Here is a 21,972-nt window from a genome sequence, read left to right on the forward strand (position 1 = left end):
GGCCCTATGACGCGTTTGCAGCAGTGAGGTAACGATCAAGCTCCATCGTTCATGCAGAGTGAGTCATCCAAGACCGCTTGCTTCAGTTGCTGCTCCAGATTGAGCACATATTCCGAGGCGCTGCGGGCCTGACCACTGGCGCGAAAGATTGCGCGCTTGTCAGCCTTGAGCAGGCTGAGCCAGAAGTCGATGTAGCCCTCGTGCCTCAGCTCTCCCTGAATGCCGGCATAAGCACATAAAAAAGCCGCACCCATTTCGGCGATCAACTCTTCAAATGCATAGCCTGGCGAGCCGAATGGGCAAGGTGAGGTCACGCCTTCGCGCTGCAATCGAGCGTGATGCCCGGTCCAGTGCGTCAGCTCGTGAAGTGCAGTGGCGTAGTATCCACCTTGATCGTGGAATTGCGATTTTGTCGGCAGTTGGATGAGATCCCTGATCGGGTGGTAAAAGGCTTCGTCGGCAAATCGATGAATGATGTTTGCGCCCGAAAGTAACAACAGATTTTCCGCAGCGCCGTTGGTGAAGAAGGGATCGCTCGGTTCCGTCTCGAGCACGGTTTCGTTGAGCGTTTCGAGCCCTTCCGTTTGCTCGATGTTGAACAGAAAATGCGTCCTTAGAATGCCAAAGTGAGCGACCTTGGGCTGACCGTTTTCATCGAGTACGGGTTGGCCTGATTCGGTCTGTTCTTCGCGTTCCATCGGTTTGTAGAGCACTGCCAGGGTGCTGTGCTCACCCTTACGGATGTGCCCGCCGGCTTTTTTGGCTTGGTTGAAGGTGAGCCAACGATCTTGAGTAAACCCCTGCAACCTGGCCTCGGCCCACAGCAACGGTAAATTGATGCCCGAATAGGGACGCTGTGTGATGGCGTTGACGGGATAGGGCTGGTGCTGAGCGACGTCAGTTAAGCCACTTGAGGACCAGGGTTTGATCCATGGGGCTACGCCTTGGTCTAACGCGTCAACAATTTTGTCAGTCACGTCTTGATAGATATTACGCATGGCATTTTCCTCGAGAGAACACGGAGGAACGCCTTGCCCGTCGGGGAGGGATCCCCGGTGGGTGTTGGTTGGATTGGTGCAGGGCTGCGTATAGCCTGAGTTGGATCAGTGGCCGGGTATGGCCGTTTGCGTTCAGCGTTGCTGCTCTTCCGCAAGCGCTATCAATAAGACGTTAGGCTGGTCTGATGCCTGAAGCAGGCTGAGGCTCAGTCGCAGCAATGGTTCATGATCTGCATCACTCGCTGAGACGAACTTGGCTACCTCAAACACCACGTAGGGCGCGTTTGGATCGGCCAGGTGAGCTTCGAAGGCTGCGCGTACGACGTTGCTCAGCCTATCGAGCTGCAGTTTTTCAGGATGATTTGAACCATCGGGCAATACTACGTGTTGCCACGCTTCTGGAGTGAACACAACGGGCAAGCGCAGAGTGTTCAGTGCTTCGCTTGTGAGTGAGTCGGACATGATGTGCCTCCGTTGAAAGCGCGAAGAAACCTGTCCCATAGGGGAAAGTCCCCGCGGTGGGTTGAAGAAAAACAAGAGGGGGTTAGGACGAGCCGAGCTCGAAAGACGCTAGGTAGAGCAGTAGGCGTTCATCACAGTGAAACGTGATCGTGCGAGCCACCGAACGCTAATCGCACTTGGGGGGGAACCATCACCGGAGTGACGTAGCTTTGAAGGCTCTGGCTACCTGGGAAGGTGCTGTCGATACAGCGATCCGTACCCTCTATGTAGCTGGATGATATGGATGGGTCAACGGTCTTAGAGGCGTTGCTGCACGAGGTGCGTCTTCTGTCTTCCAGAGAAGGTTTTTCGACCGAGCAAGCTGATAAACGGTTAAGCATGGGCGGTTTTCAGTAGTAGTCTGTAATCTCGATTACTACAGGAACACGCTCAGAAGAGGGCGCAACCATGCCGGTTCAGCAGCCAGTTCAAATTTCCCGCGCGCACCGCTGGGCTTATGCATGTGGTATGTCGGCAAAATGTGGTTATCGCAAGTTGAAAGGATTTGAATCCCGCGTAGCTAAACGTGCGGCGGCGACAGGTATGCCTGCGGGTGGGCTATTGGTTCGCGGGACCTTTCTAATTACTAAGCTGGCACTCCTCCTTGGCTTGCTCTTTATCGGTTTCTGGTTGGTCGCTTCTGTCGTAACGATGATTGCTGTGATTGGTCTCCTGTTGTCCAAGGCTGCCATTGATGCAGATCTTAAAGAGGCGGAAACCGGGCCAGACTATCTCGGTGCCGACCTCTACATCGGTGACTTCGACGACAACGGGCATTATATCGGCGACAGCAAGTCATCTAATTGAGCGCTGAGCAGCCCCCATTATTTGATCCGTACCTTTGCTTGCTGAATCACTTGCGGCTTTGCTGCCATTGGCCAGCATGCCTTGTATCCCGTTCCCTACTGCATATCCCGTCCAGCTCATGGCTCCAAGGAACAGCATCGGCAGTACGATGAACATCGCCCCCATCACATATTCAATCACCTGCGCCGTCACGGTTCCATCCATAAATCCGGATGTGGGTAGGGACAACAGCATCTGATTGGAGGCCGACACTTGGTTGTACAAGGTGTCGAGCATGCTGGAGTCGACCCAGCGGGCCAACTCCCACCAGAAGGTCAGCATGTGCAGTGTGAACAGCGCGAACGTCACTGTCATGACAGTCTTCAACTGGTAGGTACTGACCAGCAGGATCAGCGGCAAGCTGATGATGACGCCCATGATCAGGAAAGCCTGCACCATCGGCAGGGCAGCGCGTAGTGCATTCATCGCCGGGAAGTTACTGAAGGAACCGAGAGCCAGCCCAGTGTTGGTGGCCAGGTTATTGAGCCCCTGATTGATCGACCCACCGCGAGCACTGGAGCCATAGTCCTGGTACACCTGTCCTGGCGACATGGACATAGATTGCTGGCGCGGGCTGACCAGTTCGCGCAGGGTGGCGTCCTCAATCTCGTTACTCGAACGGCCAGTCAACCAACCTTTTAGCTGAGTCAGCAGCGAAGGGTCGACTTGCTCGATCAAGCGCTCGCGCAACCCGACACCATTGTCACTCCACCACTGTTTGCAAGTGGGGTAGCCCGCGCCATTCTCCAGCCGTGGCAAGGAAACATCGCGGGTTTCATCGTAGGGCCAACTGACTCGCGGTGTCCGTGAGCGATCGGTGTCGTAGTAGCCCGGAGTGTCGAGAAAATAGCTTGAGCCGATCCAGGACGCATCATGACTTTGCGCTTTATCCAACTGCGAGCGATTGGTGAATAGCCGAGAACGGGAATAGCCGTAGCAGTCACGAGTGAAGTCGGCGACCTCCTGCAGCAGGACCTGACTGTCGATACGCGAACTGTCGATCTCCATGCGCATCTGCCGGATGTCCGGTGCGCAGGGAATGGAGGCGGTGGCCGCTGCGGTCACTCCTTTACTCAAGGCGTGCACCAGAAACCACCAGATTGGCACGTTGGCAGAGCGTTCTCCGATGGTGTTGAAAGTGGTACCCCAGGCGGTTTCCGCTGGTTTGGCCACGCTGACACCGCAGCGTTGGCTCGCTGCATCGTCGAACGCCATTGAAGCGAGGTTTAGCGGAAAGACCGGCGCGCAGCCGAACAATACGACAATGTAGGCCAGCCAAAGCCGGTTCTCGATTCGAGGTACCGAGAGCAATCCTTTGTTGCCTTCATCCGCGCCTTGCTGACGGGCCGACAACCATTCTTGCAAGATGATTGCACCAAAGGGGGCGGCGAACAGGCCAGTATCGGACAGGACGTTCCAGATACCGTTGTTGATGATCCATGCCAGCAGGGAGAGGTAAAACTCCAGGTAGCTGTTGGTGCTCATGAGCATAGTGATGACCTCACAATCGGGTGAGCTCGAAGCAGATAGAAAGCACGAGCCCCAATACTCCGATGCGTTTCACACGCTGTTGATCTTGTGGTCGATTTCGGTAGCGCCTGAGTAGGTCCCACCAGAGTGTGAAGAGGACGCTGTAGAGCAAGGCACGCCACCACCACAGATAATGCCTCGCGGATTCCAGTGCGTCCTGCCAGACCTCGAAGCTACCCAGCGCAGTGCTGCCGATCCAGGCGACCAGTGCGGCGGCCAGGATCATTCCTGCGGCGACCCCGAAACTTGAAAGCAAAGTGAATAGCTGCGGGCGTTTCATCGCTCACTTGCGCCTGGTGTCAGCGTCGTTGAGTCGGCCGGGCTCGGGGTCGCCTTGCTCGACAGTGCGCGAAGCATCGGCACCACCGGCATGCCGATCAAGCACCAGGCTGGCGGTGTTGGTGGCCAGCATCTGCCGGACCTGCAACTCGGTCTGCAGCAGGCGTATTTCGCGCTCCAGAACGTCGATGTTTTTCGTCAAGGCGGTCTGAGCCGGCTCAGCGGAAGCGATGTTCGGTTCGTGGCTGCCTGCCAGCAGCGTGCGCAATAGCAGGAGCGCTTTGTCGAGCACGCTGGACAGGGCCGTCTCACTGGCCAGGCGCCGCGCTAGGAGTTCCTGATCAGGATCGTCGCGCAGGGCTTCGATCACACCACGGGTCACTGGCAGCATCGGGCTGGAGGCTTTGGCCAGGTTGTCCGGAGTAGGTGGCAGGGAGCCTGACAGCAGCTCTTGCAGGGACTTGAGGCGTTCGTTGTAGGCCTCCTGGATCAGCGGCGTCAACCCACTGCCCGCGGTCGCCCGCAGGGTTTCGCAGGTGTCGCAGGTCGCGACTTCGGTCTCACCCAACACTCGAACAGCCCATTCGGACTCCTCTTGGGGTGAGGTCCATGCCTGGCAAATAGCGCCGCCCAGGCAATCACTGCTACTGATCGAGGCGCTGTCATCCACCGACCGGTTATGCAGCAGGTTGTAGCCCGCGTGCACCACATCGGAGGTTGCCCGGATGGGTGTTTGTCCGCTACCTCCAGCCTTCTGCCCGCCAACCCAGGACACCCCATTGTTGCCGTTATGGGCCTCGGTGTTTTTCACCGCGGCCACCGCATCACCGCCGGTTTGCTCCAGGTTGCCCTGCATCTCCTGGTTCTTGGCCAGCGCGCCCCAGCCGGCTTGACCGACCTTGTCCGCCATTTTTTCGGCCATGGCCTGGCAAGTCAGTTTGGAGCGGTCGAAGTCGATACGCCCCTGCATCACCCCGTTACTCAGTAACTCATAGAGACCGGGGTTGGCGCGCTGGATGATCAACGCCGGCAGCGACATCACGGCTTGGGTCGCGTTCTGCACGATGCTGCCCATGATCTGCTGGAAGCCTTCGGTGGCGCCGTTCAGCTGGTTTTGCAGGGTGTTGGTGAGGCTCATGTTTCCACACATCATGTTCGCTCGCCATGAAGCGCCGATACCGAGCCCGTTGGGGCGATAGAGCGAACTTGGTGGGCCCGCTGCCGAGCCGCCACCGATGGTATACATCACCCGGTCGTCGAGCACTTCGCCTTGAGTGCCCAGGCGGTAATCGCCTTCGGCGGCGTGGGCATGCATGGCAATGCCGAGCAGTCCGCAGAGCAATAGACTCACCAGGCTCAACCATGATCGCGCGAGAAACCGGCTCATGAAGCACCACCTTCGAAGTCGATGCTGAACAGGAAGGTCTGTCCCTCACGCTTGCAGCAGTTATAGGGACGCCACAGCGACCAGGCGTAGCCGCCATCCGCACTCTGCACCGGATCGCTGGGGAAGATGGCACATGTGGGTTGAACCAGAGGGGAGAGCAATTGCCATTTGTGGGTCGAAGCGTCGTTTTCAACGATTGGGCCAGGCGGCCAATAACCATCGCGTGGTACGGGTGTGAGCGGGACATACACGTGCGGTTGCCAGTTGCGGGTAATGACGTCACCCGCTCGCTGCGCCATCACCGCGGCGGCTTTGAAGTCGTCGGGTTGTACCAGAAATCCTTGCCGGGGATAGACGTTGCCCCACATGTTTCCCGCGATCTGATGACCGATTTCACGGACCCCCGGTATCAGCGACTCGGGGTAAAGGCTTTCCGGGATGCCATGACGCCAGGCCAGTGAGTCCAAAGTGCTCAGGTAGTAAGGCATGAACGCCGTGGCGCCGCTGGCGCAGGCGTAGCCGGATTGCGAGGCCAGTTGTGTGGCGGCCCAGCCACCTGGATGACCGATGGCATCAACGTTTTTGAAACGAGGCAGATTATCGCGCAGGGTGTTTGGCGTGATCAGGTTACCGCCTCCTTCCGCACCACTGATAGGAGAGGATAGGGCGGCCATCTCGGTCCAAGGATTGGCACCGGTGGTGGCATAGCTCGACACCACCAGCTCAGGAATGAAGTGACGAACCTTAGTTGAGGTTTTCACGGTGCAGCCGAAGGGGGTGCAGAGCAACCAGAAACAGATGCCGACGACCCTATACTCAAGACAGTCCGGAGAAAGCACCGAGGCGGTAATGTTGCCGGTATCCAGCGCTACGCTTAACCCAGATGCCAGCAGAATGCTCATCACCAAAGGATGTAGCTTCTGGGGCGAAATGTGTGGGCAGGCAACAAACATGATCCAGGCTCTGGGTGTATGGCCTGGACAGGTTCAATGATCGAAAGGAGGGTGTCAGTGAGAAAGCCGAACGCAGGATTGTCGGTTTACAGCGACCTTCTAGATCAGTAGATGGTCATTCAGCGCTCAGCGTACGAGCAAGCGCGTCAGACTCGATGAGTAACTGATCCGTTTTGATCTCGAAAATGTTGGCGAGTTTGCAGAGGACCAATAACGACGGGTTGCCTACCCCTCGTTCGATTTGACTCACGTAGGTACGATCCACCTCGGCCATGAGCGCCAATTGCTCCTGGGTAAGGTTCTTCACGCGTCGCATAGAGCGGATGTTTTCCGCGAGTTGCAGACGGAGCTGTTCGTAGTCTTGAGTCATGCGCGCAAACTGCGCCTTGAGGGACTCTCAATCCACGGGATATAGTCTACATGAGCCTATTCGGGCGCTTTTTTGATGCTTTAAGCGAAGTGCCAGTTTTGTTTCTATGCTGCTTCGAACAGACCCAGCATTAATAATTAAATCGAAAGCTAAGGTGTCTATGGACGAAAATTACGTTTCAATTCCGGCGGCGGACGGCTGCCCGAGTCTTTTGACGCCGTGGGGCAGCGAATTCGCGCCTATGATCGAACGTGGCGTGCAATGCGCCCAGGTCTGGCTCAATACACCTGGTGACGTACCGCTGTGGTGGGAACTGGCGCAGGCACGTAAGACTTTTCCGGCAGGAGAATCTCAGGATGCTTTCGAAGCAGGATTTTTATTGAGAATTCAGCAACGGCTTCAAGGCGTTTCACCGTAGCCGTGCGGCTCCAACCCTGACGATATGGCCTACACGGGAAAATTTACTGGAAGGTATGGTTCCAGGCTCCATTCCTCTAGAATGGAGATCTGACAGAAGTGGCGTTGGTCTGTGATAAACAGATTTACGTAGCTAGGATTCTGATAAGTGCAGATTCTGCACGCTCTGAGAACGTGGAGCGCGATATGAAAGCCGACCAAGTGTTGAGTGATGATCTGGTGAGCCGACTGGAGGGTAAAATCCCAGCCATGGCTGAAGGTGCGATCAATACGGCCTATATCAACGCGCTGGCGGCCGGACTCAGCGTGATGGAAGTCATGGACGGCATGCTCGTTGAGACGACTGCTGATGGTAAGTACAAGGTTATTCGAGTGGCCAAGCCCAAGCATAAAGTGACCTTGGGTGGCATTATCAAGGTGCGTCACTGCTCATGACAGTTCCTCGGCTGAGGATGTTTGCCGGTCCTAACGGTTCCGGCAAAAGCACGATGAAGAGTGCCGTCCCTTCCCACCTGATCGGCATCTATATCAACCCGGATGAAATCGAAAAGGCTGCCAAAGAGGGCGGGCGTCTGGAATTCAGCGATTTTCAGCTTGAAGCCGAAGGTGATGAGGTTCTCGGTTTTATCAAGGCGCATCGCCTGATCTGGTCGGCCCAGCTTGATGAAGAGGCGGCCAAAATAGACTTCAGCAGCAACGGCCTGAATTTTCAGACCGTGGCAATGAATTCCTATTTTGCTTCCGTGCTCTCTGATTTCATCCGGCACAAGCTCCTCGAAGCCCAATTGTCGTTCACCTTCGAAACGGTGATGTCTAGCGAGGACAAAATCGCTTTTATGCTCAAGGCAAGAGCGTCGGGATATCGCACCTACCTCTATTTTGTCGCCACTGAAGACCCGGATATCAATATCAATAGGGTCAAGAACCGTGTTGCAGCCGGCGGGCATCCAGTGCCGACCGAAAAAATTGTCCAGCGCTACGGTCGTTGCCTGAACCTGTTACCAGCTGCCATTGCAGCCTCTAACCGGGCCTATATCTTTGATAACTCCGGCGCGGACCTGGTGCTGCTCGCTGAAGTAACGGACGGGACAGACCTTGAGTTTAGGGCTGATGAGGTCCCTGACTGGTTCATGCAAGCCTACGTGGAGAAGGTGTTCAAGGATTTGCTACCGGGTTGATCGAAACTAAATATGCGCCGTTTCACTTACTCTTTATTCCTCGCATCTCATCGATCCGTTCAGCTACCCGGTAAGCCGCCTCCAATTCCGAGCAGCCGTTCTCTTGCATCAATGTCCAGCGCTCGGCTTTTTCCTCGGGCTCCGTCATGGCCAGGGCGAGATAAAGACTGGGCGGCACGGCCCGAAACAGCGTTTCGAGCTTCTTCGAGAGCACGACTCCCTCAGTGTATTTTCCGGGCTCCTTACTGGCGGAGAGCAGCAAGGCTTTCTGTGCCGGCGTGAGTTTCTTGAACCGTGCGATTTCTTCGATTTCCGCGGGCGGCATGTTCAAGCAAATCCACCATTCGATCATGTTGAGCATGGTCTGCGCGGCGGTGGGGAAGTCGGCAAGGTTTTGCGTTGCCAGCCAGAACCAGGCACCGAGCTTGCGCCACATCTTCGTTCCCTTGACCACAAACGGCGCCAGCAGCGGGTTTTTGGTGACGATATGGCCTTCGTCGGTGACCATGATGATTGGTCGGCCCAAGTACTGGTCGCGCTCGGCAAGGTTGTTCACGGTGTTCATCAGGCTGATGTAGCTGATGGACATCTGGGCTTCGTAGCCTTCGCGAGCGTAAGTCGCGAGATCGACAATGGTCACATCGCTCTCGGGCCAAGGCGTGCCCTCGCGATCGAACAGTTCACCCTCGAAACCTTGGCAAAACAGGTCGATGGACTCACCCATTTCCTGGGCACGCTCGCGACGCTTCTTCGGCAAGTGTGTGTCAGCGGCGACGCGCAGCAAGGCGTCGCGCACGTTACGGGCCAGTACCTGGCGACACGCCGCGACGCACGTTTGCGCCGCATCGAGAATGCACTCGCGAATCAGGCTGCGATCGGCTCGACTCAGGCGGGCTTCTTCCTTGGCCTCGCCGCCGGTGATCATCAGCCGAGCGGTAATTTCCAATTCCCCGAGAACATCGCGCTGGTCTTCGCGGCTGGTTACCACCTCATCGTCCAGCTCATCGACAGACAGACTCGCTACCTGATCCGGCTGCTCGACCAGGCGCCAAGCGTCGGCGAACGGTGCGAGACTGACCGAGGCGCCAGGTTTCAATTGGACCTTGTTGACCGACAGGCCTTGCGTTGCGAAGTAGTCACCTTGTAAACCGAATGAGTTGCCGGCTTCGACGATAAACAGGCGAGGGCGGTACACCGCCATGACCTGCATCAGTAGGGTGACCAGGGTGGCCGACTTGCCCGCGCCGGTGGGGCCGAACAACAGCAAATGGCCGTTCATGGCCCGGTCCAGACGTGACAGCGGATCAAAGCTCAACGGCGAGCCACCACGATTGAACAGGGTGATACCCGGGTGGCCGGTGCCGGTGCTGCGACCCCATACCGGGGCGAGGTTTGCCAGGTGCTGGGCGAACATCAGGCGTGTGTACCAGTTGCGCGTGTCGTGGGCCGGGTTGTAAGCCATCGGTAACCAGCGCAGGTAGCTGTTGCAGGCGGCGACCTCATCGCTTTCGCGCACCGGTTGCAGCCCCGCGCCCAACAGCGCGTTAGCCAGGCCGACCGAGCGTTGGTGCAGTTGCTGTTCATCGTGACCGCGCACATAGAACGCCAGGGTGCCGCGGTACAGCTTGTGCTGGCGACCGATGATCGCACGAGCCTCTTCGACATCCTGACGGGTCTGGGTCGAAGCCAGGTTTTCACCGATGGCTTTGCGCGCCAATCGGTTTAACTGGTCTTCGAGCACATCCTGCGGCTTGACCACCAAGGTCAGACTCATCACCGTGCCTTCGGGTAACTGGTCGAACAGGGCATTGACTGCATCACCCTTACGGGTTTCTCCGGTGAGTTGACCAATCGACGGTGCCCGTCGCAGTTTGTCCACCACCATGACCCGATGGGGTTGCCCATCGAAGTACCAGAGTCCTCGTTGCACATCCGAACACGGTTCGTTGAAGAACAACCGTTCAGCGAAGTCGTGATCGAAGGGCAATTCCAGCGACTCGCCACCAGTAGGCTCCGGATAGGCAACACGTTTGTAAAAGTCCTCGGGCGCTTCATCGGTGAGCCTAGGCGCCGGATTGAACCAGGGTAATAACCAGGCATACAAACCGTGGCCATCAACTGGTACTGATTGCACGCCGCACGCCTGCAACGAAGCCGCAATACGTTCGCAAGCCTGCTGCAGGGATTGCACAGGGGTGAGTCCCGTCTCGTCGGCGCCAGACTCGAGCCAGCGATAGACCACCAGGCGCACCCGGCGGTTATTGCCGCGCCAAGGCAGGTGCGTCACCACCTTATCCTCGAACAGCCCGCTGGGCTTGGTGATGGCCTTTAGATGACGGCGGCTGAGTTCCAAATACGCTTCGGTGAAGACCGTGCCCCGTGCGCTGTCCTGAATATAATCCGTGAGCTGTGTCAGGTAGGGGGTGAAGTCGTTGTCGTCCTGGCAGAAAAACTGCGCCACCCAAGGCGATTGATCCAGCTCATCAAAACTGTCCTGTAGGGCATCCTCAAGGGCATCGCGGGCGGCCATCAACCAATCGGGTTCGCGCCCTTCGGTGCCGATGGGCAGTAACTCGAACACCGCGCCCACCGAGCGGTTGTCATCGAGCAGAAAACACTGCTCGGTGTCGAGGTATTCGACCCACGGCAGGTGATCGGTGAAGCTGGGGTTGTGCGCATAGAGTGCAGCTTCATCGGCCAAGGTGGCGCGAGGGCGCAATGGATGGCGCCAGGCTTTCCACGCAGGAGTGCGGTCACCCGCATCGCCGGTACGCACTACAAGTCTTCCTGACGTTCACCGGGTAATGCGTACTGCACACGTTGGTAGAACGGAAAGACGGTTGAGTAACCCGGCACCGGTGCCTGCTCGGTACCACTCAAGTGCGGATACACGTAAAGCACCAGATCGGGATTGGGCAGACGAGGGAACAGGTTGCGGATCTCATTCGCCGCTGTGCGAGTGTATGGTTCCTGGAGAGCCGCGGAGACATCTGACTGAGCCAGCGGGCGGCGTAACTGTTGTCGAGCATCCAGCAGTTGTTGCTGAGTGCCTTGCGAACCGGCGCCGTTCCAGATGTCCAGCATGGTTTGCTCGCCATGGGGCAGCAGCGTCTCCTTGTCGGTGGAGCACCCCGCCAGGACTAAGCAAAGCACGCTAATCCAGGTCAGGCAGAGAAGCATGGTCTTTTTCATGGCGAACGCTCCGGCCCTTGGGCTCGTAGTCGATGGTGATCTCATGGTCGAGGTGTAGCGCGACTTGGGCGGCCGGTGGCACGTACACGGCAGCAAAGGCCTCTCCATACAGTTTGTTGATCCACTCGCGGATGTCGCTGACCCCACCACTGAGAACTGAATTCAGTGCGCTGTTGCCTGTGCTGTTGGTAACCCCGAGCGTACTGCCGCCCGAACTGATCACGCTGCTGTTGTTCTGCTCATTCCCGAGCAGGGCAGCGACACCTGCGCCAGCCGCCGTGATGAGACTTTGGCTGCTGAGGTATTGCTGGGCGTTCGAGCGGCGCTCGCCGGCAATGCAAGGAATGCCATACGGATCGGACAGGTAACCGAGCCCGCCACGGATCTTGTCGGTGTTCGAGCTCTGAGTGGTGGAGGCATTGCGGCTGGCTACCGCTTTCGGTTGAGGCACCGTACGGATGGTGCCATCGGTAAACACAAAGGTGATCGACTCGACCTGTCCGCGAACGCAAGACAGGGTCCAGTCACCGGACGCCGTGCCGCTCATCACGGCACCCGCGACGTCCGGCAGGTCTATGCCGTTGGCGGTCAAGTTCTCCGGGCCGACCAGTACTTTGAAGGGATAGGGATCATTCACAGTGCCGTCTACTGGGACTCGGCCGATCAGCGCGGTCATGGCGACCGAGCCCATCAATGTGGCGCTTTCGGGAATGGTGTAGACCGGCTTCGCGCCTTCAGTACGATCAGCGGATCGTGTCAGGTCACGTTCACCCTGGGTGACTGCACGTAGCTGTTTTTGGCTGCGATCAATCGCGTTATCTTTCAAGCCCTCCAGGGAGTTGAAGGCGGTAGGCAGACTCAGTGCGGAGGAGGTCTTGGTTTTGCCTCGGGCGTCGGTGGACAGAGCATCCGAGGGTTCAATCCACTGCAGCGCATCATTGGCAGAATGCTGCCCGTCGAACTGAGCCCCATCGCCCGGCTCAAGCCCCAATCCAACCGGCATATCCTTGCCTTTGCCGGTCAGCCCCGACAGCTGTTCCTGCAATTGCGTCAGCAGACCACGGGCCTGGCGACTGTCTTGTTCCGCTTTGAGTCGGGCCTCGTTGGCTTGTCGGCGGCCTTCGTCGACCTGTTGGGTTACGCTGCCGAGCGCGGTCTGGATGCGCGAATCGACACTATTTTCCCGCTCACGAAGGCGGTTGTTCTCCGTCTGCAGCGAATCGTTGTGTTTTTTCAGGCCGAGCATGTCGCTGCGCATGGCCTTCACCTGGCCGACCAAGGTGGCAACCGTGTCGCGTGGGGTATCACCCGCAATACCGAGCGACTTGGCCTGCTCGGCGGATAACTGGAGGTTGTCCTGAGCAGGCGGACTGTCTGACGAAGGCGAGGTACCACCCGCAACCCAAGTTTTCAGGATGATGAACACCACGCCTAGCAGCACAGCCGGTACCAACCATTTGAGCAAGGCGTTAGCTTTCATCGTCAGCACCTCGTGCAACGGGCGGGAGCGGCACGGCGTGTTCGAGGCCGGCACCGTGGGTGACGAGGTAGGCAACCGTGGTGTCTTCAGGGCTGCCGACAGGCCCGAGGAAAGCATGCTGGAAGGACGCGGCGAACAACTTTGCCTGAAGCTGACGCGGATCGAGTTGCACCGTCACTGATCCAAGGTTGCGTAACTTCACCGCCGTCACCCAGTAATCACCTAGTCGCCAGGCGGCGATGGGCGTGCTGGACACGTTTTCGGTCGGCAGCAGGGTCGGTAGTTCGGTGCGCCGCTTGAGGGGGGCGCGGCGTACGCCGGGTAGGGATTCTACGGTGCGCAGCGGCGCGTACAGGCTTTGCGCGGCGTAGCGCGTCAACGCGACAGGGATCGGCGTACGTTCTGGAACAGGGGCGGTGCTGGATTCCGTCTCGGTAGTCTGCACCGGAGCATTCTTGATAATACGCACGGGTTCCAGCGGTTGGTCGCCAGGCGTGGCTGCAATGTCCAATAGGATGATCTCGCCCGTCGCGACCGATTGCAGTTGTAACCGGGTAGGTGCAATGGCTTCTGACGCGCGCAGGTACAGCGTGCCGCCGGTAGATTGCACGCGCAGCTTGCCGGTCAGAGTTGAGGGGACGCCGACTCGGACATCCTCATCGACAAAGACCACCCGCTCCTGATTGATAACCAGCGGGACCGCGAGGGGCAGGCGTTCCCAGTGCATCAACTCGACGGCCTGCGCTGCAACTCCCCACAGCATCAGTGCGGCGGTGAGTCCCAGAGTAAAAATCCGCGTCATGGCTCACCTCCAGGCAGAGCGATTTTTTGCGGTGTGCCCTGATAACAATCCAGTGCCAGCCCCCACTTGTTTTGTTCGGGGTCCAGATCAAAACGCACCACGCGTAAGGGATAACGCACCACCACCCGTTTCACCGGTTCGGCCGCGTAGTACTCATCGGCGTTGAGGTCGAGGGTGACCAGCCAGCTATCGCGATCGAGTTGCTTGACCCTGAATTCCGGATCTTCGCTGTAGCCTCGGCCCAGAATTTCGTAGACACCACGTACCCGCTGGCGCAGTTCGCCAGCAGCCTTGCGGTACTCGTAGTCGCCGTCGAGGAAGGCTTTGCAGGCGGGTGTCAGGTAGGACTGCAAGCTGTAGATAGCGCGGCGGTAATCCTGTTCGCCATCCGAAGGCCAGCGGTTGAGTTGACCAAAGATATAGAGGGCAAAGGCATAGACGTTCTCTGAGGGGATATCCCACCACTTGCGAGTGCTACCCGAGCGCAGATCCGGGGGGACATGCACGGTCAGATCGGTCGGTGCCGAGCGCCAGCCGTACCAGAGTCCGGCACAGACCAGAGCAAGGATCACTACCGCCAGACGCAGGCTGAAGATATGGGCCTGTTGGGCATCCACCTTGTTCCGAAATCGGCTCATGGCTGCCACCGGGACAGGGCAGGGCGCAGTCGACGCGAACGGCGAACCGTCCAGGCGCCGGAATGCAGAATCAAACTTCCTCGCTTCAGGCGCCAACGGCTGACCAGTATCCATTCGAGTTTGCGGTACAACCAGGTCTCGGGACGGGCCCGTTTGGCCCGACGCAGTAGTGTGCCACCAGCCAATAACACCACCGCCATGCTTACGATCATGCTGGTCGGTGCTACGGCAATGGAGGCGTTAGCGATCGCTAGCGGAACGCCCAGTAGCAGGCCGACAAGTGCGCCGACACCGAGCGCCACCCACATCTCATCATTGGTCAAACCGCGCAGTACGGTAGGATCGCGATTGAGTCGCTCCGGCAGAAAGACCACGGTGCCGTCGGCAAGAAGTTCGATTGTGTCGTTCATGCCGACCTCACAGAATCGCGGCAGCCTTGGTCAGGAACCAGATGATGATCACCACCAGTAGGGCGCCGATACCAACCACGGCACCGAGGTCTTTCCAAGTCTTTCGCTGGTTCTGTACGTCGGCATAGACGGTCAGGGAGTGCCAGGCCACGCCTAGAAAAGCGAGCAAAGCGATCAGCAGGCCGAGCAGGATGCCGCCGTCGTAGGCGTAGTTTTTGATCGTCTCGATCAACCCAGAACCTTCGCCACGCGAAGGGGCTTCCATGGTCGGGAGTTCGGCAAAAGCCAAGCTTGGACCGAGCACCAGCAGCAGTCCGATCAAGCGTTGGCTGGCACGATCACTTAGGTTGTTTTTCAGGGGGACAAGGCACTTGAGCATGACGGCGATCTCCTGGTTTAGGAAAGGGTGAAGAACATCAGAACCAACAGCGCGAGCAACACGCGTGCAGTGCTGCCACCGAAGGCGCCGAAGCGCACACTGCCTGTCGCCCATCCCCGGTAAGCCGTCCAGATCACCCAGGCACACCACAGCAAAGCCAGAACGAGGACCATGGACAGCCACAGTGTCGAACTGCTCTGCGGTGAGAAACCGGATGCGTTTTGGAACGCTGAGTTCTGAGCGTCAGTCATCCTCATGGCGACGGCTTCGCGGACGGAGTGTCGAGGCGGTAATCACCTACCAATTCAATGGGGTCGCGGGGCTGAGCGCGCGAAGGGGACAGGTAGTCCTGTACTCCATGGCGGATGCGCTGGATGTCCTGAGTCAGCCGGGGATAGTCGAAACGATAGCGTTCGTCTGGTTCAGACCTGTTGGTTGTCTCGGCTCGTGCCGCTAGTCGTTCTATAGTGTCGAGTTGCTGCTGGACTAGGCTGAGCTGTTCCTGCTCATGAGCAGATGCGGCATAACTGCTGCCATCGACGATAGCAAGCGAGAACAGTAACAAGCAGCGAAAGGGGGTAGTTGGCATGATGCTGGCCCATATGGATCTGGGAACAGAATCAAGTCAGAGGTCGAATTGTTCATTAAGAAACTTGAGGTGTGATGAATCGTTTTTCTGAGGAAGGACTGGGGATATTTACTTCACAGCTGATGTGGACCTTCGATCGTCGGCGGCGAGTGTGTTGGCTGCCATCGGAGACGTTAAGACGGTGCAGAACTACTCTTGGGCGTGGCTGTATCGACCACTGCAGGCCGCTTCTAGATGGTGATTTGAGATTCCGGCGCGCTTTCGCACTTGAGATGGCATAGTGATGTCGGTGATCCTATTTATTTGTCTGCATTGATATGGCAAATCTGGAGTATATGGATGGCGCTTTTTTCACAGGATCAGCTTGAGGCAATTGCAGGAGCGTTAGGCGACACCAGCGCAGGACTTACCGGATCTGAAATTTAGTTTCTTCTAGCCACTGCTAAAATGATAGATCCGGGACCGATCACAAAACGCACGCGCATCTACAACGCTTTTGCCGATAGCCAAAATACCAAAAGGAATCGTACCCACGTTTTGGAGTTCATTCGCCAAGCGATGAAGCCTGCCCGCTATAGCCGCGATCCTGAGCGCTATGAGCCGATGCGTGCCCTGCTTAACCTGGTCCTAGCATTTTCAGGGCTTTTCGTCGATCAAGGAGGTAACCTCTCCAAGCCGAAACTGCACAGACGTTGCCTGAAGCTAGACGTCGGGCCATGGAACTGAGGGCAGATCTGGAAGGACGTGGCGTTCATCCAGACGTCCTCAGATTTTGCCGAGCAGAGTTATTGGCTGATAACTATTTCCATGCAGTCCAAGAAGCAGTCAAGAGTGTCGCCGATAAGATGAGGTCGCGCGCAGGCGTAAGAGATGATGGAGCAACCTTGGTCGATCGTGTCCTCGCGGGGCATCCCCCGCTTTTGTCCATAAATGCGCTCAAGACCGTGAGTGAGCGCAGCGAGCAAAGCGGGTTCGCCAACTTAATACGCGGGACATTCGGGATGTTTCGCAACCCCACCGCTCATGAAGCAAGAATTTCGTGGGAAATGTCGAAAGAAGATGCAGAAGATATCTTAACAATCGTTTCGCTGATTCATCGGAGGCTTGATAAAGCTCGCACTCTTTGACGGGGCAGGTACCTCCAAGCCTCGCCTTGAACGACGGGCTGACCTGCTCGATGCCCTGGCCTATGGCAATATCAAGCTCAAGACTCGCGGCGACATGCACGGTTTAGTGTTTTATTTGGGCAGCAAGTTGACGGAATCAAAGGAAAAAGGCATGAAAAATGTTCTGCTGGTCGGTTGCACCTACGGAGGGGACCCGATTCCTGACACGACGATTGATGTGCTGGGGTTATGCCGAGCAAGCATCGACAAGAGCCGTTCGGCCTACGCGCTATACGAATATGACGTGATCATAATCAACCCTCAGAGCTACTCACATTTTATGTTTGGAGTAGCTACGCCCCATTCGGAGTCGAATAGCGAGCTGTGGGACCTCAAGGCGGAGGATAACCGGTTCGACCTGGATACTGCTTACGACCAATATGATCGCACTCAGGAGTTGTCTGCCGCATTGGAACAAGGTACTCGTGTTATTTGGCTGATGGCCCGAGAAAAACATATTAAATTCTTTGGCCGGCGTAGTATTTACTCGGGCTATGCCAACGATGTAGCTAAAATGGTTGCTGACTCTAGTATTCTTTACGAGAAGAAGTCTCGGAGGCTTACAACCACAGACGAGGTTGGAGAGTTTCTACCTTATTTCGACAGGTTGAAAAGTGACGGATGGGGCATTTGCCTTGATACACATGGCTCCCACATTGATTCGTTCGCTAACACACCTGAAGGCTACACTTTAGGCGGGAAGGTGGTAGTCGGTTCGTCTCAAGCTTGGATGTTGACCCCACCCACAAGTCAAGAAGCTACGGATGTGTTGGTACGTTGCGCGCTCGGCCTCGACCCTACGTCCGTTCCGCGTAGCGCTTATCATGGGGTTTTTCTAAGTCATACCAGCGCGGACAAGCCCTTCGTGCGCAACTTGAAAGCACGGTTAGAGGCTCAAGGGGTTAGGGATGTTTGGCTGGATGAGGCCGAGATCCTGGTTGGAGATTCTTTAACCAAAAAAATTGACGAAGGCTTAAGAAAGACCAAATACATCTGTGTTGTGCTGTCTGCCAAATCGGTCAAGTCACCGTGGGTCGAGAGAGAGCTGGAGATAGCCATCCATCGAGAAATTTCGACTGGAGAGGTCGTAGTGCTTCCGCTTTTGTACGAACAGTGTGATCTCCCATTATTTCTAGTGGGAAAACTGTATGCCGATTTCACTTCTCCCGACTCTTACGATGAGGGCGTAGGAAAATTGTTGCGACGCCTTAAAGTTTCATAGTTGACGGCCAACCATGGAAGGTCGTCACGGGTAGTAACTGACTGTCGATGGAAATCTTGCAGCACCATAAACCCGCTAAGTGCTGGCTTGCACCAGTAGAGGCGCACCCGGGTTGGCCTTGGCGTTATGGAGGAACGACGGAAAGGAACCCCACCCATGAGCGCCGTGGATTCATGTGAACCGGCGCCGGAACTGTGATCGAACCGCTAGCAGTCACCCTGGATGCGTTCAACCTGGCGATCTCAATGCTTTCCGTCAGGCGGTGCATGCTGAGCAGTAAGCCTGAGGGTTGAGCGGGAATTCAGCCAGCGGAACACTGCGAGGCGCAGTGTAGCAAGGCCCTAAGGGCGGTGGTCGCCCTGGCTGAGTCTCTGAGCGAGCTGGCTGGCGCTGAGTCGCCAGTCCGATACTGCAACCTTGCGGCAAGTGCACACGATCAAATCAAACGACTGCTCAAAGACGCGGATCGCCTGAACTTCTGGTGGGCGCATTATTGGTATATGGGGGAGCGCACATCAGATGGACTATGGAGATTCTTGGATGCTGAAAAGTATCGGTAACGCCTGCACAGGGGCAAGTCTGCGTGAAGCTTTAAATGAGCTACAGGTAGGTCAGCCGGTTTTTCGCGGTGAAATGGACGATGCTGAGACCTGGGAAGGTTGAGTGTCATCACTACCAAATCAATCGCGGAAAAAGCTTAACTAGTACTAGAGATGCTTTTTGAACGTCGTCGCTGTGATCGCTACCGTTGTCCCAAGTATTACTGCGCAAGGCAATAGAATAGCCATAGGATTGAGCGTAAAGGGCAGGGACAGGTAAATGATCCAGGGTACGAACAGTAGCGGTACCACTGCACGTTTAGCACGATGATAGACAAAGCTGCTTTCTCGCCCTGCTCCAAATTTCCGTAGGTCGCGGCGCATCAAGCCATCGACAAAACCGGTGAACGAGGCCAACAAAAACAGTGGTGTGGCCAGGACGAGAATGGTCAGGCGCACCACAAAGGTAAAGGTCACATACACCGCCGCCAGCACGAAGTCCTCAATGCTCACGTAGAGCTGATTGGCCCAACTCCAGAAGCCGTTACTCTGGCTCGACGCGCGTGCCTGCTGGGCAAAATCCGCAAAGCCACTCTTGACCAGCAACCACTGATTGAGGATGTCCAGCCACCGGATAATCGTCTTTTCAGGTTGTCGAAGAATGAGTGAAGCTTTGAAGTGCTCGCTGAGCCATCCCAATTCGCTATTCAACATGGCTTGGCTGTGCCGCCAACCCTGATCGCCCCAGAACAGCAGCAAACCGGCGAACTCGATAAGGATTGAAAACAGCAACGAGGCGATCAGCATACCGATAATGCGTAAGACCAAGCCAATCGCCGAGACGATCAATCCCGGACGCTGGATCGGTTGTGGCGGCGTGTTCTGTACGGAAGTCGCCATCCTTTACTCCATTGTGCACCGTTAAGTTGATGCTGCCACGGCGCTCGCCGAATACGCGTTTGCTGAATCGAAACCTGTGGTGGGTCGGGCTAACCCACCTGATCCAGATCGAAGTTTGTTGTAGGGCCGCCACCGCTTGCGCTCCACCATTGCCCTGCCTGTTCGTTATAGGTGGCCCGCATCCGCTGGGTAAGCTCCTGCAGGTCCTTGGGCATCGCCTCGTCGTTGGAGGGTTTTGGCAACGGCATGCGGACTTTCCAGAGCTGGCCACCGGCCTGGAAGGAGAACATTTGCCCCTTCGGCAAACTGACGATATGCGCTGGCTCGATCAGCGGCACACTAGTGCTGCTGACGCGGTCCTGAGAGGAGGAAGTGAAGTCCGTATTGGCTTCAGGATCGGAGGTGTCGGTGGCACCCGATACCAGGGTTCTGGTCAGCACGTTGACCTTGGGCAACTGCTGGGTGAGCAGCTCCGCAGTGGCGGTCTCGCGTACGCGGAGCATCTGCAAGGTGTTGAAGTTGCCAATCACCTGGCCGGCCTTGGCGCGGTTTCCGATTCGCGCTTCGATATCGCTGAGTGTCTGGGTGTAGGCGGTTACCTGGATGCCGGCGCCACCGCCCTTGTTGATCAGCGGGATGAACTCATCGCCCATCAATTCGTTGAACTCATCAGCGTGCAGGTTGATCGGCAGCTTGCCAGCGTTGCTACCCGATGGCGGCAGGCCATGGTCAATGCCATGTTTGTAGATGTGTCCCGCCACCGAGACCAAGTCGGCGAACATGGAATTGCCCACAGCGGCGGCCACCTCGGCATCGGTCAGCGCATCGAGGCCGACATAAACGATGCCGCGCTTTCGGATGATCTGCATCCAGTCGAAGATCGGCCTCGGGTCATCTAAATCGGTGTAGTTGGGAGCCAGTAACTGGGCGGTCTTGCCGGTGGTGAGTTTCTCCAGCAGCGGCAGTAGCGAGGCAACGATTTTGTCGAAGTAAGTACGGTCGTAGCGTACCGCCGAACGCAGCCCGTCCATTACGGGATCAAATACCCGCTTCACCGCCAGGTACTGCTCGATGGCCACCACGCGCTTTTCGCGTCCGATCATATGCCGGGGGATGTTCTTCTCGGTGAGTTTGCCTTCGAGCTGGACGATCACCTCCCACGCCTTAGGGTCGGTCTTGGCGAAAAACTGCTGGGCGTACTCGATGAACAGCGCGTCGATGTTGACCACATGTCGCTGGATTTGCAGGTAGTCCGGACGTCGGCCCAACTCGATCAGGGCGCGGGCGATGATGTTGACGAAACGCCAGGCGAACTCGCGAAACGCCGCCGAGTTACCTTCACCACTGAGCTGCCCGGCGATGCGCGACGCTACTTCCGAGATGCGCCCGAAACGTCCCACGGCGTTGTAGCGGGCGGAGATCTCCGGCCAACCCAGATGGAACACATAAAACTCTTTCTCCCGACCGGCACGTTTGGCTTCGACGTACATGCGCTTGAGCAAATCGGCATCGCCCTTCGGATCGAAGACGATCACTACCTCGTGTTTAACGCGATGGATGTCTTGGGTGATGTACACCTCGGCGAGCCGCGTCTTGCCAACACGGGTCGTGCCCAGCACGAGGGTATGCCCGACTCGTTCACCCAGCGGCAGACTGACTTCCGTTTCGTCGGGCTCAACCCCATGCAACAGCGGTGAGCCACCGACTGGGGGTAAAGGGCGCAGCGGATTAAAGGCGCTGTCCCAGGCCGTGACAAGGGCCAGTGTCGAGAGCGGAAACGGTGCATGTTCTAGGCGACGTTCGACTCCACGTGCCAGGCGGTAACGGGTCGGTTGGTCGACGTAGTGAGCGACGGCCGGATCCTGGGCCTCGACCAAGCGCTGGGTATGCAGGCGGGTCCAGCGAAAGCCGCGGCCCATGAACAGACGTTTGCAGCTCACCGGAATCTGCCGGCTGGTCAGCTCGTAGCGAGGCAGCCGGCGGATATTGCGCCGATAGCGCAACACCTCCCAGGCTTGTCGGAGGCGGATCAAACCGAACAGGGCATAGGCCAGAGCCGCAATCAGACCAATCTCGGGTGACAGCGCCACGGCCCAGGGCGAATGCACGCATAACACCGCCGCGGCGACGCAGATCGCCACGGTATACAGCTCGATTGCGGGCCGGAGTTTGGACTCCATCGCATGCTCGGCCATG

The 21,972-nt window shown here is 57.3% G+C and carries 25 protein-coding genes; 7 read left to right on the top strand and 18 right to left on the bottom strand.

The features are described from left to right. Positions 1 to 35: 35 nt before the first annotated feature. Both JN756_RS11665 and JN756_RS11670 read right to left on the bottom strand, forming a co-directional pair. Positions 36 to 998 carry an ArdC family protein gene (locus JN756_RS11665; RefSeq protein ID WP_169850786.1) on the bottom strand — a complete coding sequence of 321 codons (963 nt, stop codon included), beginning with the start codon at positions 996 to 998 and terminating at the stop codon, positions 36 to 38. Between the two features lie 132 nt (positions 999 to 1,130). Further along, entirely contained in the window at positions 1,131 to 1,460 is a 330-nt protein-coding gene (locus tag JN756_RS11670; protein WP_169850785.1) for a hypothetical protein, read from the bottom strand. A gap of 447 nt (positions 1,461 to 1,907) precedes the next feature. Here JN756_RS11670 and JN756_RS11675 point away from each other — a divergent pair, with 447 nt between their 5' ends. Further along, positions 1,908 to 2,306 carry a DUF3742 family protein gene (locus JN756_RS11675; protein WP_169850784.1) on the top strand — a complete coding sequence of 133 codons (399 nt, stop codon included), beginning with the start codon at positions 1,908 to 1,910 and terminating at the stop codon, positions 2,304 to 2,306. Here JN756_RS11675 and JN756_RS11680 read toward each other — a convergent pair. The 5 genes from JN756_RS11680 to JN756_RS11700 all read right to left on the bottom strand — a co-directional run bounded on the left by JN756_RS11680 (position 2,295) and on the right by JN756_RS11700 (position 6,864). Beyond that, entirely contained in the window at positions 2,295 to 3,836 is a 1,542-nt protein-coding gene (locus JN756_RS11680) for a conjugal transfer protein TraG N-terminal domain-containing protein (protein ID WP_169850783.1), read from the bottom strand. The two genes, JN756_RS11675 and JN756_RS11680, sit on opposite strands and share 12 nt — an antisense overlap. A 10-nt stretch (positions 3,837 to 3,846) precedes the next feature. Further along, positions 3,847 to 4,155 (bottom strand): hypothetical protein, encoded by a 309-nt coding sequence (locus JN756_RS11685; RefSeq protein WP_169850782.1) that lies wholly within the window; start codon positions 4,153 to 4,155, stop codon positions 3,847 to 3,849. 3 nt (positions 4,156 to 4,158) lie between these two features. Further along, on the bottom strand, positions 4,159 to 5,541 hold the full coding sequence (locus JN756_RS11690; protein ID WP_201022112.1) for an integrating conjugative element protein: 1,383 nt from the start codon (positions 5,539 to 5,541) through the stop codon (positions 4,159 to 4,161). After that, entirely contained in the window at positions 5,538 to 6,494 is a 957-nt protein-coding gene (locus JN756_RS11695) for a TIGR03756 family integrating conjugative element protein (RefSeq protein WP_169850780.1), read from the bottom strand. The genes JN756_RS11690 and JN756_RS11695 overlap by 4 nt, the downstream gene beginning before the upstream one ends. A 115-nt stretch (positions 6,495 to 6,609) precedes the next feature. Then, on the bottom strand, positions 6,610 to 6,864 hold the full coding sequence (locus JN756_RS11700) for a helix-turn-helix domain-containing protein (protein ID WP_046062023.1): 255 nt from the start codon (positions 6,862 to 6,864) through the stop codon (positions 6,610 to 6,612). A 160-nt stretch (positions 6,865 to 7,024) separates the two neighbouring features. Between JN756_RS11700 and JN756_RS11705 the strand changes: the two genes are divergently transcribed. From JN756_RS11705 to JN756_RS11715, 3 genes are all read left to right on the top strand, one after another. Further along, positions 7,025 to 7,282, top strand: coding sequence for a LasR-specific antiactivator QslA (locus JN756_RS11705; RefSeq protein ID WP_169850779.1), 258 nt, complete (start codon positions 7,025 to 7,027; stop codon positions 7,280 to 7,282). Positions 7,283 to 7,467: 185 nt separating this feature from the next. Then, on the top strand, positions 7,468 to 7,716 hold the full coding sequence (locus tag JN756_RS11710) for a hypothetical protein (protein ID WP_169850778.1): 249 nt from the start codon (positions 7,468 to 7,470) through the stop codon (positions 7,714 to 7,716). Then, the gene (locus JN756_RS11715) at positions 7,713 to 8,459 is read left to right on the top strand and encodes an ATPase (RefSeq protein WP_169850777.1); all 747 of its coding nucleotides are present in this window, start codon (positions 7,713 to 7,715) and stop codon (positions 8,457 to 8,459) included. The genes JN756_RS11710 and JN756_RS11715 overlap by 4 nt, the downstream gene beginning before the upstream one ends. Positions 8,460 to 8,481: 22 nt before the next feature. Here JN756_RS11715 and JN756_RS11720 read toward each other — a convergent pair whose 3' ends face one another. The 9 genes from JN756_RS11720 to JN756_RS11760 are packed head-to-tail and all read right to left on the bottom strand — an operon-like array spanning position 8,482 to position 15,949. Beyond that, positions 8,482 to 11,235, bottom strand: a complete 2,754-nt coding sequence (locus tag JN756_RS11720; RefSeq protein WP_169850776.1) for a conjugative transfer ATPase — start codon at positions 11,233 to 11,235, stop codon at positions 8,482 to 8,484. Then, entirely contained in the window at positions 11,235 to 11,651 is a 417-nt protein-coding gene (locus tag JN756_RS11725; RefSeq protein WP_169850775.1) for a TIGR03751 family conjugal transfer lipoprotein, read from the bottom strand. Before JN756_RS11725 ends, JN756_RS11720 begins: the two co-directional genes overlap by 1 nt. Beyond that, positions 11,614 to 13,131, bottom strand: a complete 1,518-nt coding sequence (locus JN756_RS11730; protein WP_169850774.1) for a TIGR03752 family integrating conjugative element protein — start codon at positions 13,129 to 13,131, stop codon at positions 11,614 to 11,616. The genes JN756_RS11725 and JN756_RS11730 overlap by 38 nt, the downstream gene beginning before the upstream one ends. Further along, positions 13,121 to 13,933, bottom strand: coding sequence for a TIGR03749 family integrating conjugative element protein (locus JN756_RS11735; RefSeq protein ID WP_169850773.1), 813 nt, complete (start codon positions 13,931 to 13,933; stop codon positions 13,121 to 13,123). Before JN756_RS11735 ends, JN756_RS11730 begins: the two co-directional genes overlap by 11 nt. Beyond that, complete coding sequence (locus JN756_RS11740; RefSeq protein WP_169850772.1) at positions 13,930 to 14,571, bottom strand: PFL_4703 family integrating conjugative element protein; 642 nt, start codon at positions 14,569 to 14,571, stop codon at positions 13,930 to 13,932. The genes JN756_RS11735 and JN756_RS11740 overlap by 4 nt, the downstream gene beginning before the upstream one ends. Beyond that, on the bottom strand, positions 14,568 to 14,981 hold the full coding sequence (locus tag JN756_RS11745) for a TIGR03750 family conjugal transfer protein (RefSeq protein WP_169850771.1): 414 nt from the start codon (positions 14,979 to 14,981) through the stop codon (positions 14,568 to 14,570). The genes JN756_RS11740 and JN756_RS11745 overlap by 4 nt, the downstream gene beginning before the upstream one ends. A 7-nt stretch (positions 14,982 to 14,988) precedes the next feature. Then, positions 14,989 to 15,360 (bottom strand): TIGR03745 family integrating conjugative element membrane protein, encoded by a 372-nt coding sequence (locus tag JN756_RS11750; RefSeq protein ID WP_081360913.1) that lies wholly within the window; start codon positions 15,358 to 15,360, stop codon positions 14,989 to 14,991. 17 nt (positions 15,361 to 15,377) lie between these two features. Then, positions 15,378 to 15,617, bottom strand: coding sequence for a TIGR03758 family integrating conjugative element protein (locus JN756_RS11755; protein ID WP_034113434.1), 240 nt, complete (start codon positions 15,615 to 15,617; stop codon positions 15,378 to 15,380). Next, entirely contained in the window at positions 15,614 to 15,949 is a 336-nt protein-coding gene (locus tag JN756_RS11760; protein WP_034113432.1) for an integrative conjugative element protein, RAQPRD family, read from the bottom strand. The genes JN756_RS11755 and JN756_RS11760 overlap by 4 nt, the downstream gene beginning before the upstream one ends. 716 nt (positions 15,950 to 16,665) lie before the next feature. Here JN756_RS11760 and JN756_RS11765 point away from each other — a divergent pair. The 3 genes from JN756_RS11765 to JN756_RS32095 all read left to right on the top strand — a co-directional run bounded on the left by JN756_RS11765 (position 16,666) and on the right by JN756_RS32095 (position 19,000). Beyond that, positions 16,666 to 17,076, top strand: a complete 411-nt coding sequence (locus JN756_RS11765) for a TIGR02391 family protein (RefSeq protein ID WP_201022113.1) — start codon at positions 16,666 to 16,668, stop codon at positions 17,074 to 17,076. Next, positions 17,054 to 18,337, top strand: a complete 1,284-nt coding sequence (locus tag JN756_RS11770) for a toll/interleukin-1 receptor domain-containing protein (protein ID WP_201022114.1) — start codon at positions 17,054 to 17,056, stop codon at positions 18,335 to 18,337. The genes JN756_RS11765 and JN756_RS11770 overlap by 23 nt, the downstream gene beginning before the upstream one ends. A gap of 540 nt (positions 18,338 to 18,877) precedes the next feature. Further along, entirely contained in the window at positions 18,878 to 19,000 is a 123-nt protein-coding gene (locus JN756_RS32095) for a hypothetical protein (protein WP_262375565.1), read from the top strand. A gap of 44 nt (positions 19,001 to 19,044) precedes the next feature. On the opposite strand, the gene JN756_RS11775 is transcribed toward JN756_RS32095, so the two are convergent. Then, positions 19,045 to 19,776, bottom strand: coding sequence for a TIGR03747 family integrating conjugative element membrane protein (locus tag JN756_RS11775; protein WP_034113424.1), 732 nt, complete (start codon positions 19,774 to 19,776; stop codon positions 19,045 to 19,047). Between the two features lie 89 nt (positions 19,777 to 19,865). After that, complete coding sequence (gene traD / locus JN756_RS11780) at positions 19,866 to 21,971, bottom strand: type IV conjugative transfer system coupling protein TraD (RefSeq protein ID WP_169850770.1); 2,106 nt, start codon at positions 21,969 to 21,971, stop codon at positions 19,866 to 19,868. Position 21,972: the final 1 nt, after the last annotated feature.

Source organism: Pseudomonas sp. Y39-6 (genome assembly GCF_023651955.1).
Classification (GTDB): domain Bacteria; phylum Pseudomonadota; class Gammaproteobacteria; order Pseudomonadales; family Pseudomonadaceae; genus Aquipseudomonas; species Aquipseudomonas veronii.

What these genes read in the sequence shown, in the direction of transcription:
- JN756_RS11665 (WP_169850786.1), bottom strand. Translation starts at nt 998, where the DNA reads ATGCGTAATATCTATCAAGACGTGACTGACAAAATTGTTGACGCGTTA.
- JN756_RS11670 (WP_169850785.1), bottom strand. Translation starts at nt 1,460, where the DNA reads ATGTCCGACTCACTCACAAGCGAAGCACTGAACACTCTGCGCTTGCCC.
- JN756_RS11675 (WP_169850784.1), top strand. Translation starts at nt 1,908, where the DNA reads ATGCCGGTTCAGCAGCCAGTTCAAATTTCCCGCGCGCACCGCTGGGCT.
- JN756_RS11680 (WP_169850783.1), bottom strand. Translation starts at nt 3,836, where the DNA reads ATGCTCATGAGCACCAACAGCTACCTGGAGTTTTACCTCTCCCTGCTG.
- JN756_RS11685 (WP_169850782.1), bottom strand. Translation starts at nt 4,155, where the DNA reads ATGAAACGCCCGCAGCTATTCACTTTGCTTTCAAGTTTCGGGGTCGCC.
- JN756_RS11690 (WP_201022112.1), bottom strand. Translation starts at nt 5,541, where the DNA reads ATGAGCCGGTTTCTCGCGCGATCATGGTTGAGCCTGGTGAGTCTATTG.
- JN756_RS11695 (WP_169850780.1), bottom strand. Translation starts at nt 6,494, where the DNA reads ATGTTTGTTGCCTGCCCACACATTTCGCCCCAGAAGCTACATCCTTTG.
- JN756_RS11700 (WP_046062023.1), bottom strand. Translation starts at nt 6,864, where the DNA reads ATGACTCAAGACTACGAACAGCTCCGTCTGCAACTCGCGGAAAACATC.
- JN756_RS11705 (WP_169850779.1), top strand. Translation starts at nt 7,025, where the DNA reads ATGGACGAAAATTACGTTTCAATTCCGGCGGCGGACGGCTGCCCGAGT.
- JN756_RS11710 (WP_169850778.1), top strand. Translation starts at nt 7,468, where the DNA reads ATGAAAGCCGACCAAGTGTTGAGTGATGATCTGGTGAGCCGACTGGAG.
- JN756_RS11715 (WP_169850777.1), top strand. Translation starts at nt 7,713, where the DNA reads ATGACAGTTCCTCGGCTGAGGATGTTTGCCGGTCCTAACGGTTCCGGC.
- JN756_RS11725 (WP_169850775.1), bottom strand. Translation starts at nt 11,651, where the DNA reads ATGAAAAAGACCATGCTTCTCTGCCTGACCTGGATTAGCGTGCTTTGC.
- JN756_RS11730 (WP_169850774.1), bottom strand. Translation starts at nt 13,131, where the DNA reads ATGAAAGCTAACGCCTTGCTCAAATGGTTGGTACCGGCTGTGCTGCTA.
- JN756_RS11735 (WP_169850773.1), bottom strand. Translation starts at nt 13,933, where the DNA reads ATGACGCGGATTTTTACTCTGGGACTCACCGCCGCACTGATGCTGTGG.
- JN756_RS11740 (WP_169850772.1), bottom strand. Translation starts at nt 14,571, where the DNA reads ATGAGCCGATTTCGGAACAAGGTGGATGCCCAACAGGCCCATATCTTC.
- JN756_RS11745 (WP_169850771.1), bottom strand. Translation starts at nt 14,981, where the DNA reads ATGAACGACACAATCGAACTTCTTGCCGACGGCACCGTGGTCTTTCTG.
- JN756_RS11750 (WP_081360913.1), bottom strand. Translation starts at nt 15,360, where the DNA reads ATGCTCAAGTGCCTTGTCCCCCTGAAAAACAACCTAAGTGATCGTGCC.
- JN756_RS11755 (WP_034113434.1), bottom strand. Translation starts at nt 15,617, where the DNA reads ATGAGGATGACTGACGCTCAGAACTCAGCGTTCCAAAACGCATCCGGT.
- JN756_RS11760 (WP_034113432.1), bottom strand. Translation starts at nt 15,949, where the DNA reads ATGCCAACTACCCCCTTTCGCTGCTTGTTACTGTTCTCGCTTGCTATC.
- JN756_RS11765 (WP_201022113.1), top strand. Translation starts at nt 16,666, where the DNA reads ATGGAACTGAGGGCAGATCTGGAAGGACGTGGCGTTCATCCAGACGTC.
- JN756_RS32095 (WP_262375565.1), top strand. Translation starts at nt 18,878, where the DNA reads ATGCTGAAAAGTATCGGTAACGCCTGCACAGGGGCAAGTCTGCGTGAA.
- JN756_RS11775 (WP_034113424.1), bottom strand. Translation starts at nt 19,776, where the DNA reads ATGGCGACTTCCGTACAGAACACGCCGCCACAACCGATCCAGCGTCCG.
- traD (WP_169850770.1), bottom strand. Translation starts at nt 21,971, where the DNA reads ATGGCCGAGCATGCGATGGAGTCCAAACTCCGGCCCGCAATCGAGCTG.